The 14,803-nt window shown below is 39.2% G+C and carries 14 protein-coding genes; all 14 read right to left on the bottom strand.

Going from position 1 to position 14,803, the window contains the following annotated elements:
- Positions 1 to 41: 41 nt before the first annotated feature.
- Positions 42 to 1,001, bottom strand: coding sequence for an ABC transporter permease (locus tag K3T81_RS07735; RefSeq protein WP_161464685.1), 960 nt, complete (start codon positions 999 to 1,001; stop codon positions 42 to 44).
- Positions 1,002 to 2,048, bottom strand: a complete 1,047-nt coding sequence (locus K3T81_RS07740) for an ABC transporter permease (protein ID WP_238019203.1) — start codon at positions 2,046 to 2,048, stop codon at positions 1,002 to 1,004. It abuts the gene before it with no gap.
- Entirely contained in the window at positions 2,035 to 3,573 is a 1,539-nt protein-coding gene (locus tag K3T81_RS07745; RefSeq protein ID WP_238019339.1) for an ABC transporter ATP-binding protein, read from the bottom strand. Before K3T81_RS07745 ends, K3T81_RS07740 begins: the two co-directional genes overlap by 14 nt.
- A gap of 205 nt (positions 3,574 to 3,778) precedes the next feature.
- On the bottom strand, positions 3,779 to 4,894 hold the full coding sequence (locus K3T81_RS07750) for a BMP family lipoprotein (RefSeq protein WP_275949824.1): 1,116 nt from the start codon (positions 4,892 to 4,894) through the stop codon (positions 3,779 to 3,781).
- Positions 4,895 to 4,989: 95 nt separating this feature from the next.
- The gene (locus K3T81_RS07755) at positions 4,990 to 5,715 is read right to left on the bottom strand and encodes a GntR family transcriptional regulator (protein ID WP_106896701.1); all 726 of its coding nucleotides are present in this window, start codon (positions 5,713 to 5,715) and stop codon (positions 4,990 to 4,992) included.
- 407 nt (positions 5,716 to 6,122) lie between these two features.
- Positions 6,123 to 8,405 (bottom strand): DNA translocase FtsK, encoded by a 2,283-nt coding sequence (locus tag K3T81_RS07760; RefSeq protein WP_238019205.1) that lies wholly within the window; start codon positions 8,403 to 8,405, stop codon positions 6,123 to 6,125.
- A 102-nt stretch (positions 8,406 to 8,507) separates the two neighbouring features.
- A complete protein-coding gene (locus tag K3T81_RS07765; protein WP_238019206.1) occupies positions 8,508 to 8,714 on the bottom strand; it encodes a YlzJ-like family protein in 207 nt (68 codons plus the stop codon).
- Positions 8,711 to 9,439 (bottom strand): ClpP family protease, encoded by a 729-nt coding sequence (locus K3T81_RS07770; protein ID WP_036573000.1) that lies wholly within the window; start codon positions 9,437 to 9,439, stop codon positions 8,711 to 8,713. Before K3T81_RS07770 ends, K3T81_RS07765 begins: the two co-directional genes overlap by 4 nt.
- 100 nt (positions 9,440 to 9,539) lie before the next feature.
- The gene (dapA, locus tag K3T81_RS07775; protein ID WP_238019207.1) at positions 9,540 to 10,406 is read right to left on the bottom strand and encodes a 4-hydroxy-tetrahydrodipicolinate synthase; all 867 of its coding nucleotides are present in this window, start codon (positions 10,404 to 10,406) and stop codon (positions 9,540 to 9,542) included.
- Between the two features lie 29 nt (positions 10,407 to 10,435).
- Positions 10,436 to 11,665 (bottom strand): aspartate kinase, encoded by a 1,230-nt coding sequence (gene dapG / locus K3T81_RS07780; RefSeq protein WP_161464442.1) that lies wholly within the window; start codon positions 11,663 to 11,665, stop codon positions 10,436 to 10,438.
- 16 nt (positions 11,666 to 11,681) lie between these two features.
- A complete protein-coding gene (gene asd, locus K3T81_RS07785; protein WP_161464441.1) occupies positions 11,682 to 12,728 on the bottom strand; it encodes an aspartate-semialdehyde dehydrogenase in 1,047 nt (348 codons plus the stop codon).
- A 61-nt stretch (positions 12,729 to 12,789) separates the two neighbouring features.
- Positions 12,790 to 13,380, bottom strand: a complete 591-nt coding sequence (gene dpaB / locus K3T81_RS07790; RefSeq protein WP_106896695.1) for a dipicolinate synthase subunit B — start codon at positions 13,378 to 13,380, stop codon at positions 12,790 to 12,792.
- 45 nt (positions 13,381 to 13,425) lie between these two features.
- Entirely contained in the window at positions 13,426 to 14,289 is an 864-nt protein-coding gene (gene dpaA, locus K3T81_RS07795; RefSeq protein WP_238019208.1) for a dipicolinic acid synthetase subunit A, read from the bottom strand.
- Between the two features lie 163 nt (positions 14,290 to 14,452).
- Positions 14,453 to 14,695, bottom strand: coding sequence for a YlmC/YmxH family sporulation protein (locus K3T81_RS07800; RefSeq protein WP_036573009.1), 243 nt, complete (start codon positions 14,693 to 14,695; stop codon positions 14,453 to 14,455).
- Positions 14,696 to 14,803 lie beyond the last annotated feature (108 nt).

A 14,803-nucleotide genomic window follows, 5' to 3' on the forward strand; every position in this document is an offset into this window, starting at 1 on the left:
CTGACTTGCTACTAAATGCAAGTCAGATTTCTGAGCAGATTTTATCTGCTTCCTTTTATATATGGTTCCCCATTAGCTCTAGGAGCTTCAGAGCGACCGATAAATCCAGCCAGAGCTAGAATTGTCAGTACATATGGTGCGATTAATAAAAATACCTGTGGAACATCAGCAAGCAACGGAATTCCCGCGCCGATCACACTTAAACTTTGAGCGAATCCAAAAAACAATGCTGCGCCCATCGCGCCAAGTGGATGCCACTTACCGAAAATAACTGCTGCTAAGGCCATAAATCCTTGTCCAACGATAGTAGCGTGTGAGAAATTTAGTGCAATGGTTAAGGCAAAAACAGAACCGCCCAATCCACCAAATGCTCCAGAAATAATGACAGCCACGTAACGCATCTTCGTAACGCTAATTCCATTGGTATCTGCAGCCATCGGATGTTCTCCCACCGCCCGCAGTCTTAAACCAAATGGTGTTTTATACATAATATACCAGCAAACCAGCGCTAATATAATGGATATATAGGAGATAACATAGATACCTTCAAAGAAGATAGGCCCTAAAAATGGTATGTCTGATAAAAACCAAATATCTGTTGTGTAAAAAGGTTGAGTGACCATATCGGTCTGTCCCTTACCGTAAAATTGTTTGGTTAAAAATATACCGAGTCCTAGTGCCAAGAAATTAATAGCTACACCACTTACAACCTGATCTGCTCTAAAAGAAACAGCTGCTACAGCATGTATCACGGAAAAAATTGCGGAAACGACCATGGCAACTAGGATGGAAACCCATGGTGTCCATGGACCTAAAACATCTGCGAAAGTTAAATTAAACACAATCCCAACAAACGCTCCCATTACCATGAGCCCTTCAAGGCCAATATTAACGACACCTGATCTTTCACTGAACACTCCGCCTAGCGCTGTAAAAATAAGTGGCGCAGAGAAGAAGAGTGCTGGTGGAATAACCTGTGCTAATAACTCAATAACCCCCATCTATTTCTCCCCCTTTTTTAAACGAAGCAATACCCAGCGAATAATATAGCTTGATGCAACAAAAAAGATAATGAGTGCAATGATAATATCAACTAACTCGTTTGGCACGCCAGCTTCTGTCGGCATATTCAACGCTCCGACCTTTAATGCACCAAAAAGAAACGCAGCTAAAATGACGCCAATCGCTGTATTCGCCCCCAATAGAGCAACAGCTATTCCATCAAATCCAAGGTTTGTAAAGCCTGAACTTACAGACATGTTACCATAGGTCCCAAGCCCCTCCATTGCTCCAGCAAGACCTGCAAATGCTCCAGATATAACCATTGCAAGGATAATATTGCGTTGAACATTCATACCTGCATATTTTGATGCATGCTGGTTATAACCAACAGACTTTAATTCATAGCCAATAGAAGTTCGTTCAATTAAAAACCACATAATGATAGCTGCGAACACTGCAATTAAAATTCCATAATGCATTCTTGAGAAAAAAGTTAGGTTCTGCAACCATTCTGATGAAAGAGAAGCGGTTGCAGCAATTTTATCTGTTTTATCCTGATTATCAGATAGGACAGAACGAATTAAGGCATTTGAACTGTATAAAGCTACATAGTTAAGCATGATCGTAACGATAACTTCATGTACTCCTAGTCGTGCTTTTAAAAGACCTGGAATAAAGCCCCAAATTGCGCCAGCCAAAGCAGCAACGATAACCGCAAATGGAAGATGAATATACATTGGTAAATCAAATGTAATACCTACCCAAATTGCTGCAAGCCATCCCACAATAACCTGGCCTTCTGCTCCGATATTAAATAATCCAGTTCGAAAAGCAAATGCTACGGCCAGCCCGGTAAGGATATATGGCGTTACTTGTCTGACTGTTTCACCTACAAAATACATATCACCAAATGCGCCTTCCCATAATGCAGCATAGCCCTCAATAGGGTTATATCCAAATCCGAGCATAATAACGGCACCTGATAGAAGTCCAATTAATACTGAAATAACCGGAACCAAGATGTTAAACATTTTATTCGAGGTCATTTACAACACCTACCTTTTCTTCTGAACTTCCGGCCATCAGTAGTCCCAATTTTTGTTCGTTTGTTTCTTCAGGTTTCACATTTGCAACAATTTCACCATCAAAAACAACTGCAATCCGGTCACTAACATCAAGGATTTCATCCAGTTCAAAGGAGACTAGTAAAATTGCCCGCCCTTTATCTCTTTCTTCGATCAGCTTTTGATGAATAAATTCAATTGCTCCAACATCAAGACCTCGTGTAGGCTGTGCGGCAATTAATAGATCTGGTGAACGGTCAACCTCACGACTGATAATCGCTTTCTGCTGGTTTCCACCGGATAGGGCACGAGCTTTTGTATAAACACTAGGCGTTCGAACATCGTATTCTTTAATCAATTTTTCTGCTTTATCGTAAATTTCTTTGTAATTTAATACCTTGTATTTAGAATATGGTTTTTTATAATAGGTTTGAAGTACAATGTTTTCGCCAATTGGAAAATCTAGGACCAATCCAAACTTATGTCTATCTTGTGGAATATGACCGACTCCACTTTCCGTCACTTTACGAGGAGATAAATTTGTAATCGCTTTTCCATTTAACTCGATGGAGCCTTTTTGAGCTTTTTTCAATCCCGTAATGGCTTCGATTAATTCACTCTGTCCATTACCATCTACTCCCGCAATTCCAACAATTTCACCAGCACGGACTTCTAGGTTTAATCCTTTAACCATTTCAACTTTTCGCGAATCCTTCACATGTAAGTTATTCACCTTTAATATGGTTTCTTTAGGCTGTGCAGGCGTCTTTTGTGTCTTAAACGAAACATCCCTACCAACCATTAAGGAAGCCAATTCATCAACAGACGAATCAGCTACATCGACTGTGCCAATACCTTTTCCTTTTCTTATTACAGTACATCGGTCACATATTTGCATAATTTCTTTTAATTTATGTGTTATGAGAATGATAGATTTCCCTTCTGCAATTAGAGACTTCATAATCTGCATAAGTTCAATAATCTCTTGTGGTGTTAATACAGCAGTAGGTTCATCAAAGATAAGTACGTCAGCTCCACGATATAAGGTTTTCAAGATTTCTACCCGCTGTTGCATTCCAACAGAAATATCTTGGATCTTTGCTCTTGCGTCCACCTTTAAACCATATTTATTGGATAATTCTTGTACTTCTTTTTCTGCCTTTCGTAAATCAATTTTCCCCATGGAAGTCGGTTCAGCACCCAAGATAATGTTTTGCGTTACGGTAAAAGGCTCTACAAGCATAAAATGTTGATGCACCATACCAATACCATGGTCATTCGCGACATTTGGGTCGGTCATGTTCACTGGTTTCCCTTTAACTCGGATTTCTCCTTTTTCCGGGTGGTATAATCCAAAGAGTACATTCATTAATGTTGATTTCCCTGCACCATTTTCTCCTAGCAACGCATGAATTTCACCTTTTTTTAGCTGTATGGTAATATCATCATTCGCTACAATTCCTGGAAATTCTTTTCGTATATTTAACATTTCAACAACATAGTCCACCAAAAATCAACCTCCTTATGAGCAGAATTATCTGAATAAAATCGTTATACTTAAAATGAAGATCGCCAACTGAAGGAGCGGGATACTACCCTTCAGTTGAAGATCTTCTTAATAGAACACCACATAATGGCATGGGTTAAATTTAAAACCTTGATTAGAGAGTGAAAAAGGCTGTCTATCAGCCTTTTTCACGTTTTCTATTACCTTATAATTCTTCTTCGAATGCTTTTAGTTCGTCATGAGTTTGAGGAACTGTAACATCTCCATTAATGATTTTTTCTTTCCACTCATTAACTGCTGTTGCAATTTCTTCTGTGTATGCTTCTTCATTTGTTTCAGCAATCCCGATTCCTTCATCTTCAAGTCCAAATACGAGTACTTCCCCTCCAGGGAACTCTCCGTTAAGACCTTGGTTACTTACTTCGATAACGGAAGTATCTACACGTTTTACCATAGAAGTTAATGTTACGTTGTGATCACCAATTGCACCTTCTTCATATTGGTCACGGTCAACCCCAATTACATAGATTTCTCTCTCTGGATCTTTTTGTTTTAAATCTTTAGCCTGTGCAAATACACCATTCCCAGCAGCTCCTGCTGAATGATAGATTACATCTGCTCCATCATTGTACATACGTGTTGCAATTAACTTACCATCTGCAGCAGAACTGAAGTTACCTACATATTGAATATCTATTACAATATCAGGGTTTACAGATTTAGCACCTGCTACAAATCCTGATTCAAATTTATTAATTAATGCAGAATCTACGCCACCAATGAAGCCTAGTTTATCTGTGTTAGTTTTCATTGCTGCAGCTACACCAGTAAGGAATGAACCTTCATGTTCCGCAAAGGTAATACTCGCTACATTCGGTGCTTCTACTACTGTATCGACGATCGCAAAGTCATTATCTGGGTTTTGTTCTGCAATTTCAGCAATTGCATCTTCAAGTAGAAAACCGATTCCAAATACTAGATCATAGTCATTACGAACAAGACGTGTCATGTTTGGAAGATAATCAGACTCATCTTCTGATTGTGCATAGTCGAATCCATGTGCTTTTGATAGATCATGTTCTTCTCCCCATGCTTGTAACCCTTCCCATGCAGATTGGTTAAATGATTTATCATCAACCCCACCTTCATCTGTTACCATTCCGACAGTATAATCTGAAGAACCCTCTTCAGAAGATCCCTCAGACGACCCTTCACCTTCGCTATTACCACTCGATTTTTCATCACTGCCACCACATGCAGCTAATACAAGACCAAGACTTAGCAATAATGCAAACAATAAAATAAATTTACGATTCTTCAACATTGTTACCCCCTGTTTTCTTTAATATTGTGAAAATTAAGCGCGCAGTTATCTCGTTAACTATCACCTCCCCAAATGCTTTCTATTACGATTGGTTACATTCTTTTACGTAACACGTGGAAACTAAATACATCGGAACGAAAATAGTTTGCAGAATAGAGGACTGGTTCGTCGGTTTCCGTATAGTGCATTTGCTTTAACAGTAATAGAGATTGCTCTGGTTCACAGTTAAGAATACTGTAAATCCTTTCATGATAACTAACTGGTTCGATATAGGTTACAGCATAAGCGACACGCTTATCTGTATACTCCTCAAGTAATTGAAACAGTGAATCTTCTTCATGCACTCTCTCCAATGGAATTAAATGTGAAGGTATTTTATCAATACAGAAAACCACTGGTATATTATCGGCAGTTCTAACTCGCTCAATTTTTGCAAGAATATCAATTTGCTCAGGAGCAAATCTGTTTCTTTCTTCATCTGTTGGTTCTAAAAACTCTGTTGTCAAATATTGAGAGGCTGCCTTTTTACCTGATTGTTCAATCATATCTGTGACACTATTTAACTGTTCAATGCCAGAGGAAAATATCGGCTTTTGATTAACGAATGTTCCCACACCATGTCTTCTTGTAACAATATTATCTTCTTCTAGAATGCGTAATGCTTCCCTTAATGTTGCTCTAGATACTCCTAAAAGCTTGGATAATTGAAATTCAGAAGGAAGCTTTTGCTTTTCTTTATATTTACCGCTTTCAATATCCCGTTTAATTTCATCGATTACTTGAAGGTATAAATGCCTAGCATCGATTTTAATAGACATGAAGAGCTTCCCCCATTCTCTCCGGTATGTAAAGTCTAGAGAGTTCAGACCTCTGACGTTTGACATATCTCTCATTTATTCGAGATAAATCATACCATTAATAGAAGAATAAATAAATAGTTATAGGACAAATTCCTTAAATAATTTGCTAATAATTCGACGTTTTTCTACAATAAGCCTTTATATATCACACAAAAACCAGTTTTCAAGATGAAAGCGTTTCCTTTGTTTAGTTCACTTAACACTTTTATTACCTCGATGATTATTAATTGATTACCTTTATACTACCTTATGTAATAAGATCTTTGGGGTATGGCAACTAACAAAGTATATCTCCATCTAACAATAAGCAGCAGGTCACTATTGATAGTGCCTGCTGCTTATTTTTAATATATAAATAGATTCCACTAAGAAGATTTTTCTTCTGAATGTGTTACGAGTACTGTACGTGGCTTACTTCCCTCATATGGGCCAACTATCCCTCTGTCTTCCATCGCATCTATTAACCTTGCAGCCCTTGTGTAGCCAATTCTGAACCTTCGTTGCAGCATGGACACACTAGCGCTTTGCATTTCAGTAATTAATTGGACAGCATCGTCAAATAATTCGTCACTGACTTCTTCACGAACCTCGTTCGTATCATCTGGAATCATTTCCTCTTGATACGAAGCTTTTTGTTGATCAATACAATGATCAACTACTCTTTCTACTTCTTCATCTGAAAGAAAAGCACCTTGTACACGGGTCGGCTTGGAGGCACCAACTGGGAGAAATAACATATCACCTCGTCCAAGTAATTTCTCAGCACCGCCAGAGTCTAAAATTGTTCTAGAATCGGTTTGTGAAGAAACACTAAATGCAATCCTAGAAGGAATATTAGCTTTTATCACACCTGTTATAACATCAACAGAAGGACGCTGTGTGGCAATAATCAAATGAATGCCGGCCGCACGAGCCATTTGCGCCAAACGGGTGATCGCATCCTCTACGTCATTTGAAGCAACCATCATTAAATCTGCTAGTTCATCGACCAATACTACAATGTACGGAAGATTTGGCTGTGTATCCTCTGTGCTTTGATTAGACTTTCTTATATATTCGTTATATCCTTCAATATTACGTGTGCCCGTATCCGAAAACAACTCATATCTTCTTTCCATCTCGGAAACTACTTTTTGTAAAGCTCTTGATGCTTTTTTCGGATCTGTCACGACTGGTGCCAATAAGTGAGGGATCCCGTTATAAACATTTAATTCCACTTTCTTAGGGTCAATCATCATCATTTTAACTTCATGGGGTTTAGTCCGCATAAGAATGGTTGTAATAATGCCATTAACACAGACACTTTTCCCACTACCGGTTGCACCTGCTATAAGCATATGCGGCATTTTATTAAGCTCTGCTACTACGGCTTCTCCCGAGATATCTCGTCCAAGTGCAAACAACAATTTTGCACTTGGGTTCTGTAACGTTTTATCTACCACTTCGCGTAGGCTTACCATTGCAACTTCTTGATTAGGCACCTCTATACCGACTGCTGATTTACCTGGAATAGGAGCTTCAATTCTTATATCCTTTGCTGCAAGGGCGAGAGCCAAATCGTCATGTAACCCAACAATTTTACTTACCTTTACACCAGCTTCAGGGTACACTTCATATTTCGTTACAGCTGGCCCGACATGAACCTTTGTGACTCTTGCTTTAACTCCAAAACTATGAAAAGTCTTTTCTAGTTTTCTAACAGTTGCCTGGATCTGAGACTTTTCCTGTTGCTGTGAGTTATTAGCAGGCTCTGCTAGCAACTTAGGAGATGGGAGTACATACTCATGATTCTCCGGCTCAGTCATTGGCATATTTCCCATAATATCGTCTACACTAGTATCTTCTTTTTCAGCAACATCCGTCTTTTCCTGAGGAGCATCCTGTTTTGATAGTTCTGAAGCAGCGTATGTAACATCAGTGAAGTCCTGGATTACCGGCTCATTTTCATATGCCTGTAACGGAACTTCTGTTACTTCATTCGTATCAAGTTCTTCGATTTCTTTATCCTGTTTACGTTTGCGTTTTGCTTCCTTATTATCTGCTGCTTTATCTTTATAGTTGCTTATCACTTGTGCTAATTTTTTTCCAAACTTGGAAAATAAATCTCCAATCGAGTATTCTGTCATAAAGATTACGCCGATTAAAATAGAAAACACGGAAACAATTTTTGCACCAACTAAGGAAAATAAATAATAGCAAAAGGTAAAGAGTAATGCTGCAACCATGCCTCCCCCAAGCATAGAGCTACTCGTCTTCCCATTTAAACTGGAAATAAAATTATCCCAAGAAGCAGCCATTATGGAGACATTACCATTTTGCACAACTTGCTCGTATGCTTGTATATGTGTCAGCAATAAGACGCCACCAAATACAATATAAAAGCCTACCAATCTTTTATTAGTTAAATCCGGATATCTTCTTTTGACAACCAGCAACACACCAGTTATGAGTAATAAAAGAGAAGCAACAAAATACCAGATTCCGAAAAAGAATCGAAATACATGTTCTAACCCACCAGGAATTGCACCGTCGCTAATTGCACCTGCTCCACTACCAAGTATTGCTAGAAAGATAAACAGTAGACCTAATAGTTCATATTTTAGTTGTTTTTTTAACTTACTGTTTCTTTTTTTTCTTTTTTTTGCCATTTTTTCACCTCTGTTCTATCACGCATTATGACGATTAAACCCCTGCCGCTTACCGACAAGGGTTATTTCTTTATTTTCTCTATTATACCATAAAAAACCTCTCTAAGATAAAATCGTTCCGGGGCTATATGAGTCATTCATAAAATCATGTGGATCAGTGGAAAGCAATTGTAACAACTGATACGATCCATCTTCTTTTTGCTCTACATACATGCTCTTCCCCTGAAAGACAACACAATGCCGATTTGCAATAGCTTCATCCTGCTGAGGAAAAATTTCTTCTTGAGACAATGGTGTATATAGGATCATTGAATCACCTGATTTTCTTCTGGTTTCGGACCTATCATTTCGTTAATCTTCTGCATAGCTTCTTTTACCCCACCAACGCGATCAATCAAGCCATACTCTACAGCATCTGTTCCCACTACATTCGTACCAATATCCCTTGTTAAATTTCCTTTGTCGAACATGAGGTCCTTAAATTTCTCTTCCTTAATATTCGAATGGCTGACAACAAAATTAATAACTCTTTCTTGCATCTTGTCTAGGTACTCAAAGGTTTGTGGTACACCAATAACCAAACCGGTAAGCCTTACAGGATGTATGGTCATCGTCGCTGTAGGTACAATGAAGGAGTAATCTGTGGCAACGGCTATAGGTACACCGATGGAGTGACCACCACCAAGTACAATGGAGACAGTCGGCTTAGAAATAGATGCAATCATTTCAGAAAGGGCAAGCCCTGCCTCTACATCCCCGCCTACCGTATTTAGCAATATAATTAATCCTTCTATTTTAGGGTTTTGTTCAATTGCAATCAGCTGCGGCAATAAATGCTCGTACTTCGTTGTTTTGTTTTGAGGAGGTAGTTGTATATGTCCCTCTACCTGACCAATGATGGACAGCACATGTATATTGGAGTCAGGAGCTTGCGGAACACTTGATTGTCCCAGCTGCTGAATCTTTTGCACCAAAGCAGAAGAGTTTTGTTGACCATCCTGATTTTGATCTTCTTTTCTACCTTCTTTATTCATTTACGAACACTCCTTATCACTAGTAACTATTCCTAGTATGAACGTAAATGAATAACTCCATGCAAAAAACAAAATACCAGCTAGGAGCTGGTATTTTGCACTACATATCGATTTTTTCTTTTAAAAGGTTTCGTTCTTCATCTGTTAACGGGAGAAGAGGAAGCCTCACACTACCTGTTTCAATTCCTTTCATTTGTAGTGCAGCTTTTACAGGTGTAGGGGATGGTGATGTAAACAAGGCACTCATAACAGGAACTAATTTCCTGTGTTTGGCTGCAGCCTGTTTTACGTCGCCGTTTAGATAAAGATTTACCATTTCCTGCATTTCATTGCCGACAATATGAGAGGACACGGAAATAATTCCATCTGCTCCAATTGAAAGCATTGGGAGTGTCATGCTGTCATCTCCGCTATATAGACTAAAATCGTCACTTGTGTTCTCAATAATTTCGGCTGCTTGATCAAGGTCACCTGTTGATTCTTTAACTGAAACAATATTAGGGATTTTACTTAGTTCAATAATCGTATCAGCGGTCAGTTTTACAACAGATCGACCAGGAATATTATAGAGCATCACCGGGAGTGTTGTGGCATTTGCTATCGTTTTAAAATGCTCATACATGCCTCTTTGATTCGGTTTATTGTAGTAAGGAGCCACAAGCATAACAGCGTCTACACCACATTTTTCTGCTTCTTTGCTTAATTGAATAGAGGCTGCAGTGCTGTTACTACCTGTACCAGCAATTACCGGGACTCGCTTTTTTACAACTTTAACTACATGCTTAAAAAGATTTACTTTTTCATCCACTGATAAAGTTGGTGATTCTCCCGTCGTTCCAGCAATAACTAAACCGTCAGTGCCGTTCTCAAGTAAGTATTCAATTAGTATGTCAGTCTGATCATAATCAATCTCTCCAGTATGATCAAAAGGGGTCACCATTGCTGTTAAAACACGACCAAATCTCATTTCTATCACCTTTCTCTTTCTTGTCTTATCTAGGATTGTTTCTGTAAACCGCTAAGCTCAAATACCTCATGCAGTGCATTTACTGCAGCTTTTAAGTCCTTATTGTTAACAAGTACCCAAATCGTTGTGTGACTGTCTGCTGATTGCAGGATCTGTACTCCGGCGTCAGTAAGTGCCTGCACAATCATGGAAGCAACACCAGGCACCCCTGTCATCCCTGCACCGACTGCAGAAACCTTAGCACAGTTTTCCGTAATTTCTGGATAAAATCCAAGTGTTTTAAGAATGTGCACAGCCTTCTCAGTATGTCTATCGGGAACTGTATAGGCTACTCCTGTTGGAGAAATATTAATAAAATCTACAGAGATTCCGGATTCCGCCATTGCTTTAAAAACTTCTGACTGCAAGCGGTACGCTTCTTCCTTGGCTTGCACTCTTATCTGAGTTATCGAGGATATGTGTGCAATACCCGTGATAAGCCGTTCTGTAACATCCATGCCTGCTTCCTGCACCCTTGATGATGTAACAAGCGTTCCTTCCTCCTGAGAATATGTGGATCTAACACGCATCGGTATTTTGGATTGCATTGCTATTTCAACTGCCCGTGGGTGAACAACCTTTGCCCCCTGGTATGCCAAGTTACAGATTTCCGTGTAGGTTACTACATCTAACGGGCGAGCAGTTTCCACTACCCTTGGATCTGCGGTCATAATACCATTCACATCTGTGAAGATTTCAATGCGCTCTGCTGCGAGTGCGGCTCCCAGGGCGGCGGCTGTTGTGTCACTGCCACCACGACCAATTGTGGTTATTTCACCATCTTCAGTCTGTCCCTGAAATCCAGCAACAACTACTACATCATGATTTTCCAGTTCCTTAATAATTCTTTCAGGATGTACTGCTTTAATTCTTGCCTGATTAAAATCATTATTTGTAATAAAACCTGCCTGCGCACCCGTTAGCGCTGTAGACGAAATATGTTGTTTTTTCAGTTCATTAGACAATACGACCGAGGAAATGACCTCCCCACACGAAAGAAGCATATCAATTTCTCTAGCAGAACTTTTCCCAGCAGGATAATTGACCAGACCCAACAATGTATCCGTTGCATAAGGGTCTGGCTTTCTACCTAGAGCTGAAACAACAACCACAAGTTTATATTCCAGCATTAATGCATTTTTTATATGTTTTACTACATGTTTTCTATTTTCTTCGGATTGGACAGATGTTCCACCGAATTTCTGAACAACTATTTGCATTGTAACACCTCAAGTACTATAGCCATTTATTTTCAACTAATGTTTCCGCAATTTGCACAGTATTCCAGGCAGCACCCTTCATAAGGTTATCGGATACGATCCACATGTGGAACCCATTCGCTAAGTCTGGATCCTTTCTAACACGTCCGACAAAGACTTCTTCCCTATTCGCTGCACTTAATGGGGTTGGATATGTTTGTGTCTCTGGATTATCTTCTAGAATAACACCCTCTGCTTCGTTTAATACTTTTTGAATATCCGCTGCAGTTAAGTCATCTCTATTTAATTCTACATACACACTTTCGGCATGCGAAGTGAAAATCGGTAAACGAACACACGTAGCCGCTACCGATAATTCGGGTGCATGCATGATTTTCTTCGTTTCATTAATCATTTTCATTTCTTCAAAAGTATAGCCATTTTCTTGAAAAACATCAATTTGAGGCAAGGCGTTAAACGCGATTGGATAATGTTTTTTATCCCCTTTTACTGGTAAGATCTCAGCGTGCATTTCTTCCTTGTTTAAATGGCTTGCTGTCTGATTTTCCAGTTCCTTATTGGCAGTCATGCCAGCACCAGATACGGCCTGGTAGGTAGATACAATTACACGACTGAGGCCAAATGCTTTTTGTAACGGTTTTAATGCTGCCACCATTTGAATAGTAGAGCAGTTAGGATTAGCAATAATTCCTTTATGATTTGATAGGTCTTCTTTATTTACTTCTGGCACAACAAGTGGCACATCTTTATCCATTCTATACGCACTCGTATTGTCAACCACAACCGCACCATGTTTAACCGCTTCTGGAGCTAGTTTCTTTGAAATAGAACCACCTGCAGAAAATAGAGCTATGTCTACACCAGCGAAGCTCTCAGGTAATGCTTCTTCCACTGTGACTTCTTCACCATTAAATGATATTTTTTTACCTGCGGATCTGCTTGAGGATAAAAGCTTTACTTGATCTATTGGAAATTTCTTTTCTTCTAATAGTTTTATAATTTTTTGACCTACTGCACCTGTTGCTCCTACGACGGCCACGTTGTATGCTGCTTTATGCGACATCCCCATTTCTCCCTTCACTCATAAAAAATATTTCTCTTCTAGCTTTTTATTCTACCACAATCTAATCGATATGCGGAACAATAACAGGCTGTAGTTGTCTATGTTCCAAAGCAGCCTCTACTGTTTCGCTTAGAAGATCCATTTTGGCAACTAGTGAGTTAGGTTTTTGATATGGGTCATCCTGTCCGTATGGGATGAAGTAGATGTATTTGCTAGCCATAAGCCGCATAAGGTTAACTCCATTTAGACCAAGTGCATCATTAGTAGAGATTCCCAGGACCACAGGACTTCTATTACGCATTGTCGCTTTAGCGGCCATTAACACAGGTGAGTCCGTTAAGGCATTTGCCATCTTGCTTAAAGAATTTCCCGTTAGCGGGGCAATTACCATGCAATCAAGTGGAGCAGTTGGGCCAAGTGGCTCTGCCTCCTGCATAGTGGAAATAACTCGTTTTCCTGTTATGGCTTCAATTTTTTCAATATGATCTTCTGCTTTTCCAAACTTTGTACTTGTGTTTCGCACCGTATACGTTACAATCGGCACAACCTCTGCCTTTTGTTGCATTAACTTTTCCAACTGTGGAAAAACTTGGTCATATGTGCAATGAGAACCCGTAACTCCAAAGCCAATACGTTTTCCTTCTAAACTCATAAATAATACCCCTTTTCTACTAATTTCCTATTCTTGCGTGTTTTTTTAAAGAAATTGTTTTATGACGTCCGCCAATATCCTACCCGATGTTTTTGGTGCCACAATACCTGGTAAACTTCTTGCCAAGATTGCTTTAATGCCTCGCTGCTTTGCATAATCAAAATCTGTTCCACCTGGTTTTGATGCTAAGTCGATAATTATTGCATGGGTCGGAAGATGCTGAATGGTTTTTCGATCTATAACAGCTGCAGGGATCGTATTGATCACCACATCGTACTCATTAGCATAGTCTGCCATTTTATCAAGATGAATAGCAGTTAGTGCCATTTCTGAAATTCTAGCAAGTTCAGCGCTACTTTTGGTTGCTACAGAAACCTTCGCACCCAACGCGGCAAACTTGTTGGCAATCGTTTTACCCACTCGACCAAATCCGGCAACCATGACACGAGAACCATGGATGGTATAGTCAGTATGTTCTATTGCCATCATAATGGATCCTTCTGCTGTTGGTATGGAGTTGTAAATCGCAACATCGTCTCTGTTTAATAAAGGGATTAATGAAATATCTTCTTCTGTCGTTACTTTCTTCAAATAATCACTTGAAATACCCGTAAAAATGATAGCCGTATCCTTTAATTTCCCGAACCATTCTGGCGCTATGTGGATCGTCTCATGAGAAAATACTGTTTCTACGTTTCCTGTATTATCTGTCCCTGTAATTGGTAAAATGAGGACATCAAGCTCTTCTGGTTTTAGCTCACTAAACTCCAATTGTTTTAATCCGGTAAATCCCTGTTCCAATTTATCAAAGCCGACAAGATTTATGTTCGCACCTGGAATAGCCTGTAATTGACGAATCAACTCCAGATAACGGGCGTCGCCTCCTATTACTGCAATTGTATGACTCATTATAATGAACACCCTCCAAACATCGAGTTCCTTGAATTATTTCTATATAGCTTATGAAACGGGAGAATGTTAGTGATTGGTTATTTTTAAAAAACAGGAAAAAGGCTGATACCCTCCTCTTCGGGCCAGCCTTTTTAGTAAATTTTAATTCTTATTTAATACCTTAACCGAGCCTGTTTGTGTCAATAATAATCATGTCTTCCCCAATCTTTTTTATTGCATCCCACTTAATTTTCGTTTCCTCTCCCTCTTTTTTCAAACCAAACCATTTATAATTTGGTATGATAAAGGATTCAATTTGGCCCGTATGCTCATTTATCTCGAGGTCTGTTTGTCCAAGTACTCCCAATCTTGAGCCCTCATTCACATCCACAATTTCTTTTCCACTCATATCCTTATAGCGCATTCTTGTCATCCTCTCAACTTATCGTTATTGTTCTTACATAAAGCTACACTACCGTCTTAATACGTTTATGTAGCATGCTAGAATTAACTTAATGAAAAAACACGTTAG

Source organism: Oceanobacillus jordanicus (assembly GCF_022095695.1).
GTDB classification, from domain to species: Bacteria; Bacillota; Bacilli; order Bacillales; family Amphibacillaceae; genus Oceanobacillus_B; species Oceanobacillus_B jordanicus.